General features: G+C 62.5%; 19 protein-coding genes and 1 other RNA gene. 14 read left to right on the top strand and 6 right to left on the bottom strand.

Going from position 1 to position 21184, the window contains the following annotated elements; genetic code table 11:
- From recO to TC41_RS09600, 6 genes are all read left to right on the top strand, one after another.
- Nucleotides 1–816 carry a DNA repair protein RecO gene (gene recO / locus TC41_RS09625; protein ID WP_014464847.1) on the top strand — a complete coding sequence of 272 codons (816 nt, stop codon included), beginning with the start codon at nucleotides 1–3 and terminating at the stop codon, nucleotides 814–816.
- Nucleotides 817–1080: 264 nt separating this feature from the next.
- Nucleotides 1081–2886: a DNA primase gene (dnaG, locus tag TC41_RS09620; RefSeq protein ID WP_041695294.1), complete on the top strand. Its 1806-nt coding sequence runs from the start codon at nucleotides 1081–1083 to the stop codon at nucleotides 2884–2886.
- A 36-nt stretch (nucleotides 2887–2922) separates the two neighbouring features.
- The gene (rpoD, locus tag TC41_RS09615; protein WP_014464845.1) at nucleotides 2923–4029 is read left to right on the top strand and encodes an RNA polymerase sigma factor RpoD; all 1107 of its coding nucleotides are present in this window, start codon (nucleotides 2923–2925) and stop codon (nucleotides 4027–4029) included.
- Between the two features lie 186 nt (nucleotides 4030–4215).
- Nucleotides 4216–4827, top strand: a complete 612-nt coding sequence (locus tag TC41_RS09610) for a YdcF family protein (protein ID WP_014464844.1) — start codon at nucleotides 4216–4218, stop codon at nucleotides 4825–4827.
- 21 nt (nucleotides 4828–4848) lie between these two features.
- Nucleotides 4849–5619 carry a tRNA (adenine(22)-N(1))-methyltransferase gene (locus TC41_RS09605; protein WP_014464843.1) on the top strand — a complete coding sequence of 257 codons (771 nt, stop codon included), beginning with the start codon at nucleotides 4849–4851 and terminating at the stop codon, nucleotides 5617–5619.
- Nucleotides 5616–6725, top strand: coding sequence for a Nif3-like dinuclear metal center hexameric protein (locus TC41_RS09600; protein ID WP_014464842.1), 1110 nt, complete (start codon nucleotides 5616–5618; stop codon nucleotides 6723–6725). The genes TC41_RS09605 and TC41_RS09600 overlap by 4 nt, the downstream gene beginning before the upstream one ends.
- Nucleotides 6726–6729: 4 nt before the next feature.
- Here the strand turns inward: TC41_RS09600 and TC41_RS09595 are convergent, their stop codons facing one another.
- Entirely contained in the window at nucleotides 6730–7503 is a 774-nt protein-coding gene (locus tag TC41_RS09595; protein ID WP_014464841.1) for an arginase family protein, read from the bottom strand.
- A 182-nt stretch (nucleotides 7504–7685) separates the two neighbouring features.
- Between TC41_RS09595 and rnpB the strand changes: the two genes are divergently transcribed.
- The 3 genes from rnpB to TC41_RS09585 all read left to right on the top strand — a co-directional run bounded on the left by rnpB (nucleotide 7686) and on the right by TC41_RS09585 (nucleotide 9315).
- Nucleotides 7686–8083: RNase P RNA component class A (rnpB, locus tag TC41_RS15490), an RNA gene on the top strand.
- A gap of 95 nt (nucleotides 8084–8178) precedes the next feature.
- Nucleotides 8179–9039, top strand: coding sequence for a GNAT family N-acetyltransferase (locus TC41_RS09590; protein WP_014464839.1), 861 nt, complete (start codon nucleotides 8179–8181; stop codon nucleotides 9037–9039).
- Nucleotides 9040–9129: 90 nt separating this feature from the next.
- Nucleotides 9130–9315 (top strand): hypothetical protein, encoded by a 186-nt coding sequence (locus TC41_RS09585; protein WP_014464838.1) that lies wholly within the window; start codon nucleotides 9130–9132, stop codon nucleotides 9313–9315.
- 44 nt (nucleotides 9316–9359) lie between these two features.
- Here the strand turns inward: TC41_RS09585 and TC41_RS09580 are convergent, their stop codons facing one another.
- The gene (locus tag TC41_RS09580; RefSeq protein ID WP_041695293.1) at nucleotides 9360–9806 is read right to left on the bottom strand and encodes a DUF2231 domain-containing protein; all 447 of its coding nucleotides are present in this window, start codon (nucleotides 9804–9806) and stop codon (nucleotides 9360–9362) included.
- A 149-nt stretch (nucleotides 9807–9955) separates the two neighbouring features.
- On the opposite strand from TC41_RS09580, the gene TC41_RS09575 reads away from it, so the two are divergent.
- From TC41_RS09575 to TC41_RS09550, 5 genes are all read left to right on the top strand, one after another.
- A complete protein-coding gene (locus TC41_RS09575) occupies nucleotides 9956–10630 on the top strand; it encodes a response regulator transcription factor (protein WP_014464836.1) in 675 nt (224 codons plus the stop codon).
- A complete protein-coding gene (locus TC41_RS09570) occupies nucleotides 10631–12022 on the top strand; it encodes a sensor histidine kinase (RefSeq protein ID WP_014464835.1) in 1392 nt (463 codons plus the stop codon).
- Nucleotides 12023–12083: 61 nt separating this feature from the next.
- The gene (locus tag TC41_RS09565) at nucleotides 12084–13106 is read left to right on the top strand and encodes an NADH:flavin oxidoreductase/NADH oxidase (protein WP_014464834.1); all 1023 of its coding nucleotides are present in this window, start codon (nucleotides 12084–12086) and stop codon (nucleotides 13104–13106) included.
- 266 nt (nucleotides 13107–13372) lie between these two features.
- Nucleotides 13373–14812, top strand: a complete 1440-nt coding sequence (locus TC41_RS09560) for an ISLre2-like element ISAlac1 family transposase (RefSeq protein WP_014464833.1) — start codon at nucleotides 13373–13375, stop codon at nucleotides 14810–14812.
- Between the two features lie 274 nt (nucleotides 14813–15086).
- Entirely contained in the window at nucleotides 15087–16562 is a 1476-nt protein-coding gene (locus tag TC41_RS09550) for a PAS domain-containing sensor histidine kinase (RefSeq protein ID WP_041695291.1), read from the top strand.
- Between the two features lie 3 nt (nucleotides 16563–16565).
- Here TC41_RS09550 and TC41_RS09545 read toward each other — a convergent pair whose 3' ends face one another.
- The 4 genes from TC41_RS09545 to TC41_RS09530 form a co-directional block, all read right to left on the bottom strand.
- Nucleotides 16566–16991 (bottom strand): DUF1284 domain-containing protein, encoded by a 426-nt coding sequence (locus TC41_RS09545; protein WP_041695290.1) that lies wholly within the window; start codon nucleotides 16989–16991, stop codon nucleotides 16566–16568.
- 76 nt (nucleotides 16992–17067) lie between these two features.
- On the bottom strand, nucleotides 17068–18243 hold the full coding sequence (locus TC41_RS09540) for a GerAB/ArcD/ProY family transporter (RefSeq protein ID WP_014464830.1): 1176 nt from the start codon (nucleotides 18241–18243) through the stop codon (nucleotides 17068–17070).
- Between the two features lie 22 nt (nucleotides 18244–18265).
- A complete protein-coding gene (locus TC41_RS09535) occupies nucleotides 18266–19366 on the bottom strand; it encodes a Ger(x)C family spore germination protein (RefSeq protein ID WP_237700110.1) in 1101 nt (366 codons plus the stop codon).
- A gap of 45 nt (nucleotides 19367–19411) precedes the next feature.
- Nucleotides 19412–21079, bottom strand: coding sequence for a spore germination protein (locus tag TC41_RS09530; RefSeq protein ID WP_014464828.1), 1668 nt, complete (start codon nucleotides 21077–21079; stop codon nucleotides 19412–19414).
- Nucleotides 21080–21184: the final 105 nt, after the last annotated feature.

The raw sequence follows: 21184 nt of genomic DNA, 5'->3' as shown, positions 1-21184 counted from the left end.
GTGACGGTGATATGGACGACAGAGGCCGTCGTGGTGCGCGTCGTGCGCTACGGAGAGCGCGACGCCATCCTGACACTCCTGACGGAAACGGGGCTCGTGACGGCCATGGCGCGCGGGGCGGCCAGGCCGACCGGACGGCTGTCGGCGGCCGCGCAGCTGTGTGTGCAAGGGACCTACGTGCTGTATCAGGGGCGAGGCATGGGCGACGTGCGTCAGGCTGAGGTGACCCGTCAGCGCCGCGCCCTGCACGAGGACGTGGTCAAGGCGGCGTATGCCGCGTATTTGTGCGATCTCGCCGCCCGTGCTGTTCCCGAGCGACCTGACGCGCCCCCGGCGGCTTATCGGCAGTTTGTAGCCGTGTTGGACGGGCTGGAGGCGGACCACGTGCCTGTGGACGTGCTGGCTCGTGCGTTTGAGTTGAAGGTATGCGCGTGGCTCGGCGTGGGGCCGGACTGGCGCGTGTGCATCCGGTGCGGCGTGCCGCTGGCCGAAACCCGCGAGGCGCCTCGCTACGATCCGTTCGAAGGCGGGCTCATCTGCGCCGATTGCGCGAGCGCAACGGGTTCAGCCGCGGTTCGAGGCTGGCCCTTGCCGCGCAAGATTTCGGCCGTCCTTCACCTGTTGGCCCAGGCTGACATCGCAAAACTTCATCGAGTCGATCTTTCTGGCGCCATGCGGGATGCGCTCTCGCGCATTCTCGCACATCAACTTCAAGAATTTGCAGGCGTGGGAGGGCGGGCGCGTCAAGTGCTCGACGAGATTGTGGCGTCGCTACCCCACCCTCCTGCCGAGGATGGGCGCGATCTCGACACATAAGCGCCATACGGGAACCATAAACTGATTCGGGGATGGAGAAGAGGATAAATTTGACTTGGGGCGTCGATACTAGGCATGTCTCAAAGCTCGCTTCCGGGGACGCCACAAGCTTCGAGAGAAGCCTGGTTGTCGAACCATGTCGAGAAAGAGACAACTTTTTGCGGATAGGAGGAAAGTGTCCTACATTGTAGAATACATGAGTATGCACCGGCGCATCACCCGAGACGAGGCAACCGTGGGCGACGCCGGATAGGGGGTGCAGTGATGAACGTTCCCGAGACGTTCATTGATACGCTGCGCCAGAAGGTCGACATCGTCGAAGTCATCAGCGAATATGTGCCCTTGCGCAAATCCGGGCGTTCGTATGTCGGTCTTTGCCCGTTCCACAATGAGCGCACGCCTTCGTTCTCCGTATCACCCGAACGCCAAGTGTACCATTGTTTCGGATGCGGGGCTGGCGGCACCGTATTCCGGTTTCTGATGGACATCGAGGGCATCTCATTTGCCGAGGCAGTGACACTGCTCGCCGAGCGATGCGGCATCCCTCTGCCCGATGCGCTCCACGCGCCCGCTCCTCGCTCGCCGAGGCTCGAGCGGTATCGGCAGGCGCATGATCTCGCTGCAAAAGCGTTCAACCACATTCTAATGAATACAGATGCTGGAGTGCAAGCCCTTCACTATCTTCTTTCGCGCGGAATTTCCCGCACGACCATGGCGACCTTCCAATTGGGCTACGCGCCCCCGTCCGGACGGGCCATGATGTCGTTCCTGCAGCAGAAGGGCTTCTCGGCCGAGGAGCTCATTGCCTGTGGGCTTGCGGTGGATCTCGGCGGCGAGTTGGTGGATCGGTTCCGCGGCCGCGTGATCATTCCGATCGCGGATCGGCGAGGACAGGTCGTCGCCTTCGGCGCGCGGGCGCTCGATGACGATGCCAAGCCCAAGTACCTGAATTCTCCTGAGTATGAACTGTTTCACAAGGGTAGGATGCTCTTCAATGTTCATCGCGCCCGAAAAGCGATTCGCCGGGAGCGGAGAGCGCTGTTGCTCGAAGGCTACATGGATGTCCTGGCGGTTGCGCAGGCGGGCATCGAGTGTGCGGTTGCGACGCTCGGCACCAGTCTGACGGAAGAACAGGCCCAGTTGTTGAAGGCCGACTGCGACAAGGTCGTGATCGCGTACGACGGCGACGAGGCCGGGCGCAAGGCGACAGTGCGCGCCATCGACGTCCTCGAGCAGGCGGGTATCACACCTGTGGTGCTGCGGCTGCCGGACGGTATGGATCCGGACGAATACATCCGGGCGCACGGCGCGCGGGCGTTTGAACGCATGCTGTCCGAATCGACCTGGACCGCAGTTCAGTTCCTGATCGAGGATATGCGCGCTCGAGCGGAATGGGTGAGCCCTGCCGGCAGAACCGAATTCCTGCGCCAGGTGCTTCGGCTGCTCGCGGAGCGAGCGAGTCCAGTGGAGCAGGAATATCAGTTGCGAAATTTGTCACAGGAATTTAACCTCTCTGTCGAAACGTTGAAGGAGGAGATGCGCGGTTTCGCGAAACCTTTAAGGCGTCGTTCTCCTCCGAGAGAAGAGGTCGCACCTTGGGTGAACTCGCCGCGCGCCGCCAAGGGAAAGGATCAGGTGAGCCTTCGCATTCTCCAAGCTGCACTGTTCAGCCAGGAGGCGGCAGAGTACTTGATGGAGAAGGGCGTGACCGAGCTCGCCCATCCGCTGCACACGGCGCTTTTGTCGCACGTGTATTCCTGGCGGCTCGAGCAGCCGGGACAACCGCCCTCGGCCTTCATCGATCGCCTCGAGGATGAGGAGTTGGTTCGCCTGGCGTCGTCGCTCCTGTTTGATGAGCCTCCGGAGATCACGGCGGAGCTCGTGGAGGATTACCTGAGGGCGCTCGAGCTCTTCAGGTTGGAACAGGAGCTGAAGGAAAAGGTGCGCGCGTGGAACGAGGCCGAGGCGGCTGGCGATCAAGAGAAGAGTAGAGAGATCAAGCTGCAAGTGGAGTGGATTCAGAGCCAGATGGCAACCATGAAGCAGCCCCGCGCGCTCCACGCCGAATGACGGGTTGCGCCGAATGGGGTAAAGGAGGCGGGGAACATGGCGAAGACGAATGACGAAATCCGTGACGAGGATCAGGGTATCACCCTTCAGGAAGCCAAACAACAACTGATTGAGCTGGGCAAAAAGCAAGGCTCATTGACATATGAGGAGATCTCGGATCGGCTCAGCGCGTTCGACATAGACGCCGACGCGATGGACGACTTTTTCGAGCAGCTGGCGGAGCTTGGGATCGACGTCGTGAACGAGCGGGACGAGGGCGGCGGCCGCGAGGACGAAGATTACGATCTGGACGATCTCTCCGTTCCGCCTGGCGTCAAGATTTCCGATCCGGTGCGGATGTACCTGAAGGAGATCGGGCGGGTGCCGCTCTTGTCGGCCCAAGAGGAGATTGAGCTCGCGAAGCGCATCGAGCAGGGAGACGAAGAGGCGAAACAGCGCTTGGCGGAAGCCAACCTGCGCCTTGTCGTCAGCATCGCGAAGCGATACGTCGGGCGCGGCATGCTGTTTCTCGACCTGATCCAGGAGGGCAACCTGGGTTTGCTCAAGGCGGTCGAGAAATTTGACTACCGGAAGGGCTACAAGTTCAGCACCTACGCTACGTGGTGGATCCGGCAGGCCATCACGCGGGCCATCGCCGATCAGGCGCGGACCATCCGCATCCCGGTGCACATGGTGGAGACCATCAACAAGCTGATCCGCGTCTCTCGCCAACTCCTTCAGGAATTGGGGCGTGAGCCCACGCCGGAGGAGATTGCCGCGGAGATGGATCTGACGCCGGAGAAGGTGCGCGAGATTCAGAAGATCGCGCAGGAACCTGTGTCACTGGAAACTCCCATTGGCGAGGAGGACGACTCCCACCTCGGCGATTTCATCCCAGACGACGAGGCGCCCGCTCCAGCCGATGCGGCGGCTTACGAGCTCTTGAAGGAACAGTTGGAGGACGTGCTGGATACGCTCACGGAGCGCGAAGAAAACGTGTTGCGGTTGCGGTTCGGACTCGATGACGGCCGGACGCGAACGCTCGAAGAAGTCGGGAAGGTGTTTGGCGTGACGCGTGAGCGGATCCGCCAAATTGAGGCGAAGGCGCTGCGCAAGCTGCGCCATCCGAGCCGAAGCAAGCGGCTCAAGGACTTCCTCGAGTGAGAAGAGCTCCACGTTGCGCATGGCACAGGCTGCTCGTCTCGTGATGGGGCGTGGCGGCCTGATTTTGTTCCTGCCGATTCGACGCTGCCCTGCTGGTCCCGGATGACCACCTCTGGCGGCCGGTCTATCGCTATCTTCATCCGCGTATCGTGGAAGAGGATATGGCGATGAGGCGGTGGGGACAGCTTGACCTGGTTCTGGATGTGCCTGTTGGCGTGTGGAGTGGCGGTCCTGGGCTCGCTCGCGTTTCTCTTTCGGTTTGCCGAGCGGTTGAAATACGAGGGCCGATCTCAACGGCCGGTACCAAGTGATGTAGGCGTGGTGCTCGGCGCATACACGAATGGCTTTGAACCGAGTCACCCGCTCGCGGCCCGGCTTCGGACGGCCATCGCGCTCTATCGCCAGGGCTACATCCGCGCCATTATCGTGAGCGGCGGCCAGGGAGACAATGAGACCGTCTCTGAGGCGCGGAGCATGAAGCGCTTCCTTGTCATGAACGGCATCCCGCCCGAGGTCGTGCACGAAGAGCAGATGTCCACCAACACGTGGGAGAACCTGTATCACAGCAGCGCCATCATGGGCCATCGGGGATATCGGACGGCGGTCATCATCACTTCGGATTATCATCTCCCGAGGGCGCTCGCCGTCGCCCGCATGATGGGGATGGAGGCGACCGGCTGCGGCGCCGCATCCACCAAGGGGGAGTTTCGTGCGGCCGTTCGCGAGGTGTTTGCGCACATCGATTATATGTTGCGGGGAAGACAGGCCCCGTTTTGGAAAGGTAATTTGAAAGCGTAATTTCAATGATGGAGAGGGACGATGGCCATGGATTTGGGCCCGCGCCTCAGGGCCGTGGCGCAGCTGGCGCTCCCTTGTGAAACCCTTGCCGACATCGGCACCGACCACGCTTATCTGCCTCTGTTTGCTCTGGAGGCCGGCATGGTCCATCGCGCCATCGCGACGGACGTGCGCGAAGGGCCGCTGTCCCGCGCTCGGGCTCACCTGGCTGCCCGTGGGCTTCTCCCGCGCGTATCCCTTCGCCTTGGGGACGGCCTCGAGCCGCTTCAAGTCGGGGAAGCCGACGTGATTGTGTCGGCGGGGCTCGGCGGGCGTGCACAGGCGGACATGATCGAACGGCGCGAAGATGTCGCCCGTTCGGCTCGCCGGCTGGTATTCCAGCCGATGGGGGGTGGCCACGTGCTGCGCCAGACGCTCTATCGCCTTGGGTTTCATCTCGCCGCGGAGGTGGCGGTCTGCGAAGCGGACAAGCCTTACGAGATTGTGGCCGCGGAATATCGGGGCGGGCCGGATCCTGCCTACGCAGTTGCACTTGCGGCGCTGTGCGATCGCGGCCTCCGGCCGGACGAAGCTTGGGAGGCGCTCTGGATGGTCGGGCCGCACCTCTGTCAAACGAATAATCCATGCCTGCGCCGCCGGATCGAAGGTGAGAACAGCCGGACGGAGCGGGCGATGGCGCGCGTCGTGCGCGCCGCAAACGCCACCATGCATGCGGCTCAGCGTGAGATGCTCGCCAGGCGGCAAAAGATCTGGCGTGCACTGATGGAGATGTGGGAGGAGGATGGCGCATGACCGTGACGGTTGCCGACGCGATGCGGGCGATGGATGCCATCGCGCCGCCGCACATGGCGATGGAGGGAGACCGCATCGGGCTTCAAATAGGCGATCCCGCCCGGCCCGTCGAAAAACTCGTGGTGACGCTCGAAGTGACGCCGGCCGTGGCGGATCGCGTTGTGGTATGGGGAGCGGATATGATCGTTGCGCACCATGCGCTTCTCTTTCGGCCGCTCTCCGAAATTCGGTGGGACAAGCCGCGCCAGGCGATGGTCGCGAAGCTCGTCGCGCATCGAATCGCCTTCTTCGCGGCGCACACCAACCTCGACTGCGCCCCCGGCGGCGTGAACGACGTGATCGCGGAGAGGCTGGGTCTCGTCCATCCCGAAGTGCTCGACATCACCGGGCGCGACAAACTGGTGAAGCTGGTGGTATTCGTGCCGGTGTCGCATGTGGACGCGGTTCGCCAGGCGCTCGGAGACGCCGGTGCAGGCCACATCGGCGCGTATTCGCACTGCACCTTCGGAGCGCCGGGGACGGGATCGTTCAAGCCAGGACCTGGCACCCACCCGTACATCGGCGAGGAGGGCAAGCTCGAGCTCGTGGATGAGGTGCGGCTGGAGACCATTGCCTACGAGCGCGATCTCGACCGCATCGTCGCGAGCATGCTGGAGGCGCATCCGTACGAGGAAGTGGCGTACGACGTCTACCCACTGGCAGTGCCGGGGCGTCCGTTCGGCATCGGGCGCGTGGGGGCACTGCCCGAACCGATGGAGCTTGAGTCCTTTGTGGATCAGGTGAGACGCGCCTTTCATCTGCCTCACCTTCGGTACGCGGGTCACCCGCGAGCGCGCGTACAAAAGGTCGCCGTGCTCGGAGGAGCTGGAAGTGGGTATATTCCGCATGCGCTGGCGTGTGGCGCTGATGTCCTCGTGACGGCGGACGTGTCGCACCATCAGGCGGCGGACGCCGTGCACGACGGGCTTGCGATCGTCGACGTGCCTCACGCGGCGCTCGAGGCGCCGGTATGCGAAGTGGTGGCCAGGAGGCTGCGCGATGCGCTGGGGTCGGCGGTGCAGATCCGCGTCGACGTCGAAGGCGTCGATCCTTGGCGCTTTGTGTGAGACATCAGCCGGATCGCAAGGCGCGGAGAATGGCGCGGTTGGCGGCCTCGTTTTTCTGGATCTCCCGAAGGGATTGGGCGCTCACGGCGCCGATGGGCGAGATGGGCCATTCTCCGCACAGGTCGACGCCAAGGATGCGCCGATGGCGTCGCAAGGAGACGAGTGCGTACAGAAGCGTCGGGAGGCGCATGCTCCCGCCATCCCAGTCGGTCGCCGCGTCAGCCGGGCTCAAGACGTCCTTGTCGATGCTGATGTAAACCGGATACGGGCCCACGGCTTCCAGGATGCGTTCCGAGAGCCTGCGCGGGGCGGACAGCCGAGACAGCGCATCTTCGTCGAGTAGGGTGACGTCGCCATGTCGTCGGCCGAGATCGCGCAACTGGCCTTCGTCGCGGGCGCCCACGATGACCGCGCGGCGAAGTTTTCGTATTCGAAAGAGCGCGCGCCTGACCCAGTTTCCGCAGGACAAAAGTGGGGGTTCGGCGGCGCAGTCGGTGTGATGGTCGAACAAGACGAGCGCGAAGGGCTCTTGGCATTCGCGGAGAAGGAAGTACGTGACATAGTGGTAGGTGCCGCTGCCGATCAGCGTCACCCCGCGATAGGTCCGCCGTTCTAGGCGACGCTCGATGGCGCGGGCCGCAAACGGATCACACATGCCATGGGTTCCAGGGATGTCGTCCAGATGCACGATTTCGTGCTCTGGCGGGAGTGGGAGCGACTGGACGGACAAGCTTTCGTCCAGGTGGAGGACGGTGACGCCAGGGTTTCGCGACAACAAGATGATCCACTCCTTTCAAGCTCGTGGGACTTGAAATGGTGTCTCATCCGAAGCGCAGGGTTTGGCTCCTTCTCTACCATAGCAGAGAATCGGGAGCGATGCAGCCTGGGATGGGCGGGATCGGTGGAATCCCCCATTGCAAGGCAGGCGAAATCCGAGTATACTCTCCATGCTGATGCGAAGAAGTAAGCCGGGCAATCGCCGGTGCGAGCCGCGAGGCTGCACGGGAGGAAAGTCCGAGCTCCACAGGGCAGGGTGCCGGATAACGTCCGGCGAGAGCGATCTCAGGGAAAGTGCCACAGAAATGCAGACCGCCGATGGCTCGCTTGAGCACAGGCAAGGGTGCAACGGTGCGGTAAGAGCGCACCAGCAGTCCGGAGACGGGCTGGCTAGGTAAACCCCACCCGGAGCAAGACCAAGTAGGGGCGCACATGCGGTGGCCCGCCGCGCGCCCGGGTTGGTCGCTGGAGCCGGCTGGCAACAGTCGGCCTAGATAGATGATTGCCACTCCACACGTGCGAGGCGTTACGCCGCTTGCAGCACAGGAGGACAGAACTCGGCTTACAGGCTTGCTTCTTCGCGTACATATCGTCGCGGAGCGGACATCACCCACGTTGGGTGATGTTTTCGTATGGCCCTCGCATAGGGCGCCCGACAGGCGCACAGGAGGCATGCATGGCAACGGAATGGGTGATTGCTCGCCTGGGCGAAGCGGAACGCGCTGCATGGGTGAGCGTGGTGGAATCGGTAGGCTGGCGGTTGGATCCCGCCGAGATCGACCTCTTGTTTGCCGCTGGCGGGGCGTGGGGCGCCTACGTGGACGGCCACCTCGCAGGCGTCGCGAGCGTGTATCGATACGGACAGCGCCTCGCGTGGCTCGGGAACGTGGCAGTTTTGCCGGACGTTCAGCGCAGAGGCATCGGCAGCAAACTGATCGATCACGTCCTTCGCCAGTTTGAGGGAGCCGCGGGAGCCGTGCCGGTTGGGCTGGTGGCCCGAAAGGAACTTGCGCCGCTATACGCCCGGTTCGGTTTCCGCCCGGTTGGAGAGGTTGTGCGGCTCGGGACAAACCGGGTGCTCGTCCACCACTTGCCCCAGGAGCCGCTCGGGGTGGAAGGGCAGGGCGACGCGTGGTTGGAGGACGTGCGCCGCCTAGATGAGCACGCCTTCGGAGCCGACCGCTCGGAACTTCTCCAGCGCGTGATGCGCGCGGCGGACAAGGTCATCGCGGTTTGCGACGACGCTGGAAAAGCTCAGGGCATGGGTGTGGCGCTTCCGTCGGAAACCGGGATGAGGGTGGGCCCCATCCTGGCGCAAAACGACATCATGGCGCTGAACCTCATGCACCTGTTGGCGGAAGGCGTGGAGGGGCCCGTCGTGATGGATGTGCCGGCCGAACGGGCTTCCTTCCTGCATCGGCTGCGCAAGCTCGGTTTTGAGGACCAGTCTTCCTCGGTCATCATGCTGCGCGGCGCGCCCAGGCTTCCCGGCCATCGACAATATCTATACGCCCTAATGCGGCCTGCGTTCGGATGAGCGCGGGCCGTTTCGCTTTTGGAGGAATTCAAGCCGAAGTACCGAATACCATCTTTCCATAGTCGTCGTTGTCGCGCGATTCCGACACTGGTGGCATATTTCGCGCTCACGGATCACGCCATCGTCGCCGGACTGAACAGCGGGTTCATCGCGCCCGTCGCCAACTTCCTCGTGACGCTCGTGGTCTCCGCGGCCACCCGTTCCTGGGACGCGCGGCGCACAGCTCAGCGAACTGCCCCTGCCCAAGCCGATCCGGCGAGCGGCTTTGAGGCGTGACGCACCCCGGCTGATTGAAACCCAGACGGGCCCGGTCTAGGCCTTCAGGCCTTGACTCCGAGCCCGTATTGGTACACCATCGTGCCACCGAGGTGGCCTGCCAACGTGACGAAGACGCACGCGAGAATGGCTGCGGCCGCCGCTGCCCACGACACGCGGCCGCGCCTCGTCCCTCGTGCGAGTTGAAGCGCCGCGGCCATCACCTGGAAGACGCCCGTCCACAACCCGTCCTCCTTGTGCGTATGCAGCATGGGAGCGACCTGTTCGGGAATCCTCGAGAGATACGACTCGCTCACGACGCCGGCGACGGCCGCCGAAGCGGTGGCCAGAATGCCGAGGAGAAGAAGATACAGGAAGGCGCGGGACCAAAACGGCGTCTGGCGGACGGCGCCGGCGAGCCCGGCGGCCCCGGCGAGATATGCGACAGCGATGGTGAAATGCACCACCATGGGATGAATGGTGCTTGGGAGTAGATGTTCGAGCCCCAACAACGTATGCCCCTCCGTTTCACGTCCAAGTCTTCATCGTGACGAACCGACTTCAAAAAGGGATTGGAACGGCGCGCTTCCAAGCAGATTTCAAGCTACACGTCGTATCCTGATGCGGGAGTTTCACCGAGCGGCGTCTGTTGGAGGGAGCTATGCGTATTCTTCTCGTCGAAGACGACAGGGGGCTAAGTCAGGCCCTTGCAGAACTCCTGCGAGAGGAGTCGTTTCAAGTTGATGTGGCGTATGACGGCGAGGAGGGCCTCTACCTCGCCGAGACGGCGGTGTACGACGCGCTCGTTGTCGACGTCATGCTGCCTGGCCTGTCGGGTTACGATCTCGTCCGCACCTTGAGGGACAAGCGCGTGCACGTGCCTGTTCTGTTTCTCACCGCCCTGGGCGACGTTGATCACCGCGTTCAAGGGCTGAACGCCGGCGGGGACGACTACCTGCCGAAGCCGTTTGCCACTGAGGAGTTTCTTGCCCGGCTGCGCGCCTTGTTGCGCCGCAACCGGGAATTAGGGACCGACCTGACGCTTCGGTCAGGTTCCCTGGTTTTGGATCCCCTCGCCCGGCGTGCGGCATTTGGGGACGAGCCCCTCAAGCTCAGCGACAAGGAGTTCGATCTCCTCGAATACCTGCTCAGCCATCGCGGACAAATTCTCACGCGCGAGCGGATCTTCAACCGCGTGTGGGGCATCCATTCGGACGTGATGGACACGACCGTGGATCTGTATGTCCATTATCTGCGCAAGAAACTTCAGCCGTTCGGCTACGATACAGCGATTCGCACGGTGCGCAACGTCGGATACATGTGGAGTGACGCGTGAGTGTTTCGCAAGACTGCCCTGCGCCTCGTGCTCCTTTACACCCTCGTATTTGCAGGCATCCTCCTCTTGTTCAGCGCCGTCGTCTACGCGTTCACCGATCACCGCGTGCGCGCGGACGAGTTCGCCACGATGAGCGCTGCCGCAGCCAACCTGCGCGCGTGTCGAGACGAACAGATCCTGCCGGGCGATCACGACGACGGCGAGGCTCCGCCGCTTCATCGAGGCCATGCGCCCGATCCGCGATCCGACGGAGATCGATTGCTCGCGGAAGTGGACGAGACCCGCGAACAACACCTCGTGTACGTGTTGCTCGCGGGGGCGCGGGTCGTGTCCCAGACGCCGGCCGGCAGCCTTACGGCGTCCGAAGCGGCCATGGTGGCTAGGGATGGGCTCAGCGACAGGCCGCGCGAGGTGAGTGTGGCGGGTGTGCCGTATCTGGGGATGAAAGTGGAACTGCCTCGGCCGGTTCGAGTCGGCGATGCGCCGGCGGATGCGGCCATCATCCTCTACAACCGGGCCCAGGATGTCGCTTTCTTGCGCGAGCTCTTGACCATCCTGAGTGTCTCGGGCGGTTTGTTCGCCGTGGCGTCGGCTGGCGCTGGCTTCATGCTTGCCTCTCGCGCACTTCGCCCCATTCGCCGCAGCTTCGAAGAACAGCGGCGGTTCGTCGCCAATGCGTCCCATGAGCTTCGGACGCCGCTGGCCGTGATGCGGCTGCAGATCGACCGCATGTTTCGCCATCCGGGCGAGACCATCTTGGAGATGAGCGAGGTCGTCGCCTCGCTAGATCGAGAGACAAGCCGTCTGCAGAGGCTGGTCAACCATCTGCTCGCGCTCGCCAAGGCCGACGAAGGCGCGGCGGTGTTGCATTTTAGGCCGGTCGATCTCGCTGCCCTCGCGCGGGAAGCCGCGCTCAGGTTCGCGCCGCTTGCCGAGGAGAAGGGCGTCGAATTGCGCGTCGTGGCGCGCGACACGCCGGCCGTGGCAGACCCGGATCGGCTCGTGGAGCTCCTCAGCATCTTGATCGACAACGCCATCGCGTTCACGCCCTCCGGCGGTTGGGTGGAGATCGACAGCTACGCATCCGCAAACGCCGTGGTGCTCGCCGTCAGGGACACGGGTCAAGGCATTCCTTCGGAACATCTGCCCCGCGTGTTCGACCGCTTTTACCAGGCCGATCCGTCCCGCGCCTCGCGCGGGGCGGGACTCGGCTTGTCCATTGCGAAGTGGATTGCCGAGGCCCACGGGGGGCAAATCCGCATTTTTAGCCCAGGCTCGCACGGCAGAGGGACGGAGGTCGAAGTGCGCCTGCCCCAGCGCCCTTCCGCAGAGCCCCGGAAGGGCCGTTTTGCCCGGATGCTCTTCATGTGCTATAAAAAGAATAGTTCTTAACCAAGAAAAAGCGGTTGGCCCAAACGGGTCCTCCGAAGCTGCCGAAGGGAGCACAGGCCACATGGCTCACCTATTCACGCCGTATGCCATTCGGAACCTCGAGTTGAAAAACCGCATTGTGATGGCGCCCATGTGCCAGTACTCCGTGACGGCCAAGGATGGCAAGCCGAACGACTGGCATTTCACGCACTACACGAGCCGAGCGGTAGGCGGTGTCGGACTCATCATCGTCGAGATGACCGACGTGGAGCCGGACGGACGCATCACCGATTACGATCTCGGCCTGTGGTCGGACGCTCACATCCCGCCCTTTCAGCGCATCGTCGACGCGTGTCACGCGCACGGGGCGAAGATCGGCATCCAGATTGCACACGCCGGCCGGAAGGCGGAGGATGCGCCCGTGCCGGTGGCGCCGTCTCCCATCCGCTTCGACGGGCCGCAGTACAAGACGCCGCGCGAACTTTCGACCGATGAAGTCAAGCAGATGGTGGAGAAGTTCGCCGCGGCCGCGCGCAGGGCGGTGAAGGCCGGATTCGACGTCATCGAACTGCACGGCGCGCACGGATATCTCATCCACCAGTTCCACTCGCCGCTCACCAATCGCCGCAAGGACGCTTATGGAGAGGATCTGGCGCGGTTCGGCGTCGAAGTCATTCAGGCCGTCAAGGCTGAGATGCCTTCGGGCATGCCGCTCTTCGTGCGCGTATCGGCCGTCGAATACGCGGACGGGGGCTACGACCTCGATCACGCCATCGAAATCTGCAGGCGATATCGAGACGCGGGAGCCGACGTCATTCACGTGTCCAGCGGCGGAGAAGGGCCTCCCGGCGCACGCCGCCCCGGGAACTTTCCGGGCTTCCAGGTGCCTTACGCGCGGCGCATCAAAGACGCGCTTCAGGTTCCCGTCATCGCCGTGGGGATGCTCGATCACCCTGCGCTGGCCGAGTCGATCGTCGCCAACGGAGACGCGGATCTCGTCGCCATTGCGCGCGGACTGTTGCGCGATCCGTACTGGCCCATTCACGCGGCCCTTTCGCTCGGCGAGAAGCCGCAGGTCCCGGTTCAGTATCAGCGCGCATTTTGAACTAAAAAGCCGTCACACGCGCCGCGCAGGAGGGGCGGCCCCGGACTCGTCTTTTCGACGGGGACAGGGGCCAGCCCCTTGTTTCGCTTGAGCCGAGGGATCCGGATAGGGATGGCGGCGCTCATTTGGCCGTTTGTGGGAATTGGAGCGTATAAAGTTTGAGTAGGGGTGTTCTCGGGAGGATTTTCCGGGGACAAAGAGAAGAGACCTCACTGAGCACAAAAACAACCCGCGTTCGGAGCGCGGATGAAGAGGTGAGGTCTCTCATGTTGGATATTCGTGATGGCGCGGCGGGTTTCCTGCCGCTGTGGATGAATCTGTTGTGGTTGTCTGAGCATCCGTGCGACTTCGCGATTCTTGAAGAGAGGCTCATGAGGTCCTTCGGCGAATTCATGAGGGAAATGGTTCCGCGCTTGCTCGAAGCGTGGGACGAGAAGCTGGCGGCGGAGCGTGACCGAAATGAGTGGGAACTTATTCAGCGTAAACCACGGACGGTCGTGTCCACCCTGGGAGAGATCACGTATCGTCGGCGTTACTACCGCAATCGAAAGACGGGCGAACGTCGCTTCCTGTTGGATGAGGTAGCAGGGTTCGAACCCCGTCGTCGATTGAGCGGGAAGTTAAGAGACCAAGCTGTGGCGTTGGCTTTAGATGTGTCGTACCGGCGCGCGGCAGAGATTCTACAGACTTGGGTGCCGGACATCAGCGCGATGGCGATTTGGCAAGAAGTGCAAAGGCTCGGAGGGGAGAAGCGCGTCCGAGCGGAGCTGGAGCGGGAGAAGGTGTTCGAACAAGGAGACGCTCCGGGAGGGAGACGCAAAGCCGAGACACTCTTCGTGGAAGCGGATGGCGTGTATGTCCGAGGGCGCAGGGAGGAAGATGGCCAGTCACACTTCGAATTGAAGGTGGCCGTGGCGTATGAAGGCAAGCAGGAACAAGGGCGGGAACGGCGCGCCCTGATGAATCGACAGGTGGTCGCGGGGACTGAGGAAGCTGAACGCTTCTGGGAGGAAGCGGTGTCCTCTTTTGGGCGCGTGTGGGATTGGGCCAGCGTGAAACGATGTTGGCTCGGCGCGGACGGGGCGGAATGGGCGAAGAAGGGCGTCGGAATGCTCCCTGGGGCTCGATATCGATTGGATCCCTTTCACCTGCGGCAGGCGATGGTTGCGGCCTTGGGACGGGAGACGCAGGCCTACCGGAAGGTATGGGATGCGGTGAGAACCGAGGAGTGGTCGCGGGTAGAAAAGGTGCTGACGAAGATGGAGAAGCAAAGCGAAGGGGCGAAGAAGCAGCGTATCTCGAAGCTGAAATCATACATGGAGAAGAATTGGCAAGGCATTGTGGGCGATGATGATGTGGTGAGTCTGGGTGCAATTGAGGGCCAGGTGTTCCACCACGTGGCGCGACGGATGAAGCGCCATGGGGCACGTTGGAGCAAGCCAGGGGCGGATGCGTTAGTGCGGCTGATTGCAACGCGCGCCAATCACGAGCCTCTGCGGGCCAACACGCCTTCTCGTTCGGAAATGCAGGCGGAAGTGCCGGTGAAGACAAAGCCAGTGAACGAGGCGGAAATCGCGAGACGGGTCGAAGAAGCGGCGACTTGGCTGGAAAAACACATGCCAGCATTGGTCGGTCCGCATGCGGACCGACCATGGGTGAAGTACGTGCTTCGTGAGCTCGCCAGAGTTTCAGCCACGGTTGCCTGACTCAACCTAAGCGGTGAGGTCCTCCCCTACGACAACTTGACACGGACTGGGAATTGTTGAGGATTGTATTGAGGGATGGAATTCGCTATGATACGCATAGATGCGCCCAGGTGGGGCGGCTCGATTGGCGCGGTGTTCGGCAACCTGATAGCGTACATAGCGGAAGACGCCGCCGCGGTCGGTAAGATCATGCTGAGCGGCGGATGGGTGTGGCCGACGGGTAAAGCCCGTTCGGCTTTTTTCGCACTCAGGCAGCGGAGCTAAGGTGGATTCGATGGAAGACAGCCGGTTTGCTTCTTTAGGCGGGCGCGTGCGGGCGGTCGGTGAAGCGCTTGGCGGCGCCTTTCGCGAAGGCCCTGATTGGGTCTCGTATCACGCGTTGAACGCGGAATGTCTGTACGTGACGCCATCCGTTCGCCCGTGGATGAGTGAGGAAGATCTAGTGGGGCGCTCGTTCGCGAGTTGGCCCATGCGCGACAAGGACCGGACTGCGTGGGCGAACGTCTGGCTTCAGGTGTTGGGTGGTCGAGCGGCTGCGAGACTCGTGTGGAGGCACGACAGGGCCGGTGCCGCGCGATGGGTGGAAAGTGTGCTGTTGCCGGACGAATGGCGTGGCGAGATGGTCGGCGTCATGGTCTGGCATCGCGATGTGACGGATCGCCACGAACGCGAATCAGCGCTTGAAGCGTCGATTCAGCGGCTGCAGTTGGCGTACGGGTTGGCGAGATCCGGCTATTGGGAGTTGGACGTGGCGACGCGGCGGCTCACCTGGTCGCAGGAGGTATATGATATCTGGGAGACGGATCCCGAGCACTTTGCGGCCACCTACGACGCGTTTCTGGAGACGGTCGTGCCGGAGGATCGGCCGCTCGTGGAGCAGGCTGTGTCGCGCGCCATGCATACGCACACGTATGAGCTGGAGTACCGCATCCGAACAGGGCGGGGGCAGATTCGCTTTGTGCGATCCGTCGGGCGCTACCACGAGTACGCCGGGGGGCGCGGCATCCTGTTTGGCTCCGTCCAGGATGTGACGGCCCAGAAGGAGTCGGAGCTCGCGCTCGCGGCCTCGCGGGAACTCTTGGCGCGGTCCGACAAGCTCGCGGCCGTGGGGCAGCTCGCGGCCGGCATCGCGCACGAAATCCGCAACCCGCTCACCGCGCTTCGCGGCTTCATCGATCTCATGTACCAGCGGGCGAGATCAAACAATCGGCGATACCTCGAGATCATGCGCGGCGAGGTGTCGAGGATGGAGGCCATCGTGTCGGAACTGCTGCGCTTGGCTCGGCCGGATCGCCCTCATTTTCAGCAACTCGATCTCGTCGATCTTGTGCAAGAAGTCGTGGCCTTCATGAGCGCCCAGGCGCTTTTGCACGGCGTGGAGATTCAATACGAGCCTCGCGCGGCGTCGGTCATGGTGGAGGGCGATCCGAATCAGCTCAAGCAGGTGTTCATCAATCTCATGCGAAACGGGATTGAGGCCATGCAGCCAGGCGGCCTCCTGCGCGTCCTGCTGTGGGAAGACGGCGGCTGGGCTCACGTCCAGATTTCGGATCAGGGCACCGGCATGCCCCCAGAGGCGCTGGCGCGAATCGGCGAGCCGTTTTTTACGACGAAGGAACAAGGCACCGGGCTTGGCGTCATGGTCTCCAAGCGCATGGTGGCCGATCACGGCGGCGATCTCTTGATTGAAAGCGAGGTAGGCCGCGGGACAACGGTGACGGTTCTTCTGCCCGCCACCAAGGACTCATAGACGTTAGGGCGGCGGAGGCGCGGGGGGAAGCGGAAGACGCCTGCGCACCAAATCCACGCCTTCCTCGCAGACGCCGAGCGAGCGCCACGAGCACGTGTGGCACAGCGACCGGATGTCTTCCGGACGGACGCGATCGCGCACGCGGCGCTCAATCTCGCGCCACGGCAGGCATTGTCCCGCGCGGAGCCCAAGGCGCGAGAGCACCTTCGCGTCTCGGCGATGGACAGAGCCGCTTTGACAATGATAAGGCTGGTCTTCGGGGAAGTGGTCGCAGAGGTCGTCCGGGCCCGCCACGATGCACACGCGCGTCTGCGGATCCGTGCGGAGCGCTTCATAGATTTCGGTCATATTGCGAACGTAGGCCTGCGAGTAGCCCATGCCTCGATAACCCAGCAAACAAAGCAAGTGGTGGCCGCGCAAACGAATCAAGTGGTCGCCCCCCGTCCAACGGGATCTCGCTCTTGCGTCTATTTCAACAGACGCGCGCGCAAATGACAATGGCTCCTCATGGCGAATTGCGCACGCGCCTGCGCCCGGTTCGCCGCTGCCGCCCGTCCGGTTGTATCTCTTCGCGCGTGTCGGTGCGGATTCCACGCAGAACGGCGAGCAAATGGGTGCAGACGGGGATGATGACCACCACCACCCAGCTCGCGGGCGCGAGGATCACCGTGACAATGTCCCGGGCCTGCATCGTCGTCGCGATGATTTGGCTAATGGCGTAGATGCTCGGCGCCACGAAGAAGGTGAAGGGCCGGAATTTGTGGTCGGAGACGCCCACAATCCGAGCGATGGTGGTGGAGAGCGCCCAGATGTGGTTGCCGAGAAAGAGCGTCGTGAAGGCGACCGACAGGATGATGATCACGATGCCAAGGCGTTCGACGAGAAATCCGCGCAGGCGAATGAGCTGAATGACCACCTGGACCGGATAGGCGAGGCGCTCCGTCGGGGTGAACCCCAGATTGACGACGATGGAAAAAAACACAAGCATCACCACCACTCCCCCAATCGCAGTGGCGATGACGGGATACCACTCGTTCTTGCCGCGGCGGTGGCGGTAGTACGGATTCACAATCAGGATGAGGTCCATGCCGAGATACAAGGGGAGCAGGTGGTAGACCCCGGAAGCCGTCTGCGACAGGCTGGTGAACGAAATGGGAATGAGGGGCTGATCCGCGTTCGCCAGGATGGCGCCGAACGAAGCCAAGATGCCCGCGAACGTGAGCGGGTGGACGATGGCGGACGCCCGTCCCATGGCCTCGACTCCGCACCAGGCCCCCCGCCACGCGACGATGATCATGGCGAGGGCGAGCCACATGCGCGTGCTAAGCGGGAAGAAATACTTCATGAGCGAAATCGTGAAGTACAGGCTGATGCCGAGAAACAGTAGGTAGACGGGTACATAGAGTGACGTGATGACCTTGCCCATCCATTTTCCCCAGACCAAGCACGCGAAGTCAGGCCCCGTCATATTGGGGAACCGGTCGTTAAGTCGCCCGTGCACCCAGCTGATGAAGACGCCGATGAGCACCGTGACCAGAAGCGACCACTGTGCGTCCAGTCGGGCGTAGTGCACGGCGACGGTCGGATAAATCCAAAACATCACCGGCAGGAAGCTCGACGAGAAGAGCGCGATGGCCTGAAAGGCAGACAGGTTTTTTAAGCGCTCGTTCTGCGCGTTCACGTTGGCTCGCCTCCTGCGTGAATCAGAGAAGATTGCCCTCGCGCGAAATGCGGCATGTGACGGTCACGCGGATGCGCGCCCGGCCAAAGGCATCTCCCCAATGATCTCGAATCTCGTAGATGCGCTCCGGATGATGGATCAGGTAACAGTATCCAAACCCGAGAGTGTCGGCCTGGACGGATTGGAGAGCGCGAAGGACCCGCACGCAGTTGTCTTGTACATACCGTTCCACGATGTCTTCGTATCGTTCCACCTCCCGATTCGTAAGCGGGCGCTGCGCCATGGTCTCCGTGGAGTTCAGATTGGCGCGAATGTGGATGTCATCGGACAAGACCATGCCGTGCGGCGTCGAGACTTCGCGCAGATGGGCCCGCGACCGGACAATGCGGATGTCAAACGAGCGGTTTCCGTCGGGGATGGAGATGGAAATGGCGCGAACCTGTCCCGCGAGAAAGTTGTAAAACACCGTATCGTCTGGCGTGAGCCATCCCACCGGTTGATAGCCGAAATACAGCTCGGTGCCTTCGATGCGGATGCTGTCATCCGTCGCTTCCACGAGCGGAACGTGCGGCTCCCGGCCAATGAGTTCGGCATCTCGCCAAAATTGCCACAGTTTCTCCGGCGCGGTGTATCCGCGTTGTGGCATGTCGTTGTACCACATGGCTTCAATGGTCGTCGCCGGAGGCGCGTTGGTCCTCGCCTCCAAGACGGATCGCGCGGAATCTCGGGTCGCCACCACGTACGCGAGCTTGTCGATGGTCTCGTCTCGCATCAGTTGTTCCGTGACGCGGGTCAAGTCTCGCTCGCTGAGGCCTGTCTGGAACACAACCGTCTCCAGGTTGCCAAGAAAAAACGCCTTGTCGTACATCGTCTGGGCGCGCGAGATGGCGGACTGCACCGAGGTCGCCTCGACGTAAAAGTTCTTATAAGGCACGGCCTCGCCACCCTGGCGCCCGCCGGTGCCGAGGCCTGGGCTTTGTTGCGTCGCAATCTCCAAATTGGGAACCTGAAGCGTGAAGGCCAGCATGTCCGGCTTGTCCGGCACCGGATCTACGCCGATGCCGATGATCTGCGAGCGGTCGTTGATCTTCTGGTAATCGCCGCATCCGCTCGTGAGAAGCAGGAGCGCCGCGGCCTGCGCGGAGCAGCCAGCGCGCGCGCCGGAGGGTCATAGGTCCAATCGCTTCCTTTTTCTCCAGTTGGCCTTCTGGCGGCGCATGTCTCGTTGGGGCCGCTTGCCGCCAGGTTCCCACTTCTCCAGCTGCGGATTGGGCATGGGGACCATCAGGTCCGTGTCGCCGGTGGTGTCGACCGGATGCAGGTGTTCCGGTCGCCTATCCAGCACCGTGATGGGCAGCCGCACCAGGCCGTCGAGGAACGTGTCTTTGACGTGATCGCCCCCCAGCGGGTCCACGTACGGGATACCAAAGGAATGAAGGTTGCAGATCTCGAACAACGTCCAAATGGTGGCAAGCACGACGCCGTAGAATCCGAGCAGCGTCGCCGCGATGATCATCACCCATCCCCCAAGGCGCGACATCACCGTGAACTCGTAGCTCGGCGTCACGAACACGGAGACGGCCGACAACGCCACGACGATGAGGAGCACATTGGAGACGATGCCCGCCTGGACCGTGGCTTCGCCCACGACCAGACCGCCAACGATGCTGATGGCCTGCCCCATTTGCCTGGGCATGCGCAGCGTCGCCTCGCGCAGGATTTCGACGACGAGTTGCATAATGATGACTTCCATCACGGCTGGGAAGGGTACGCCTTGCCGCGACTGGGCGATTTGCAGGGCCATCGTCTTCGGCAGAAGGTCTGGGCTGTAGTCGACGAACGCGATATACAGCGCCGGAAGCCAGACCGCGAGGACGAACGCAATCACGCGGAGAACCCGCATGAACGTGGCTTCCCACCAGGTGTGCATGTAGTCCTCGACGGTCTGGAAGAAGTCCTGGAACGTCGCCGGCGCCAATAGCACGGTCGGATCGCCGTCCACGACAATGGCGACCTTGCCCTGGTTCAACTCCATGCACGTCCCATCCACGCGTGAGGTCATGCGCACGAGGCTAAATAAGGACCACGGGTGATCCACGATGCGCTGTTCCACCGCCGCGGAGCCGTTGATGATGTCGGTGTGGATGGCGTCCAGCCGCCTGGAAACGGTCTCCACCAGAATCGGATTGGCAATGTCGCGCACGTACACCATGGCTACGACCCGATGCGATCGCACGCCAATGGACCAGCGCTTGATGACCAACGTATCCGTGGACATGTACTGGCGGATCATGCCGAGGTTGATGTCGATGTTTTCCACGAAGGCCACCTGCGATCCCCGGGTCGACGTCTCCAGGATGGGCTGATCCGGCGCGCGGTGCTCGACCGCCTTCGCGCTGATGACGATGGCGGGAGGGTGGACGTCGAGGAGCAGGACGAGCTTTCCAGCCGCAATGGCCTCCTTCAACTCGAAGGTGCTCGCCATGAACATGGTCTCCGATCCCGTCAGCACGCGTTCCACGAGGTACTGAGGCAGTGGGCGCGGTGCGCGGCGCGGGAACCGATGGCGGTGAATGGCGCGAAGGGTGTCCTCCACTGCGCGCTTGTCGCAGATGCTGGTGTAAAAGAGCAGCGCGCCCGACACCTTCCCAATTTCGAAGATCCGCACAACGAAGTCGTCGCTTTGTCCCACCGTGCTTCGGAAGTATTTCAGTGCTTCATCCAGGTTGCCAGTGTACGTCGGCATATCGCGCTGGCTCGGAATGCGCGGACGATACCGGCCGCGGACCGGGTTCGTGAATCCGAACCGTTCGGTAAACGACTTGAACCAGTGCATGGACGTCCCTCCCCTGGCTTTGGATCTCCTGAATCCGTGACGAGTAGGTGCGAAAATTGCTGAAGCGCTCGTGGTTGGTCCTGTAGAATTGAGATAGTTCGGATA

It is taken from the genome of Alicyclobacillus acidocaldarius subsp. acidocaldarius Tc-4-1 (genome assembly GCF_000219875.1).
GTDB lineage: Bacteria > Bacillota > Bacilli > Alicyclobacillales > Alicyclobacillaceae > Alicyclobacillus > Alicyclobacillus acidocaldarius_A.
The sequence above is the reverse complement of the archived record's forward strand: the minus strand, read 5'-3'. Positions and strand labels throughout refer to the sequence as shown.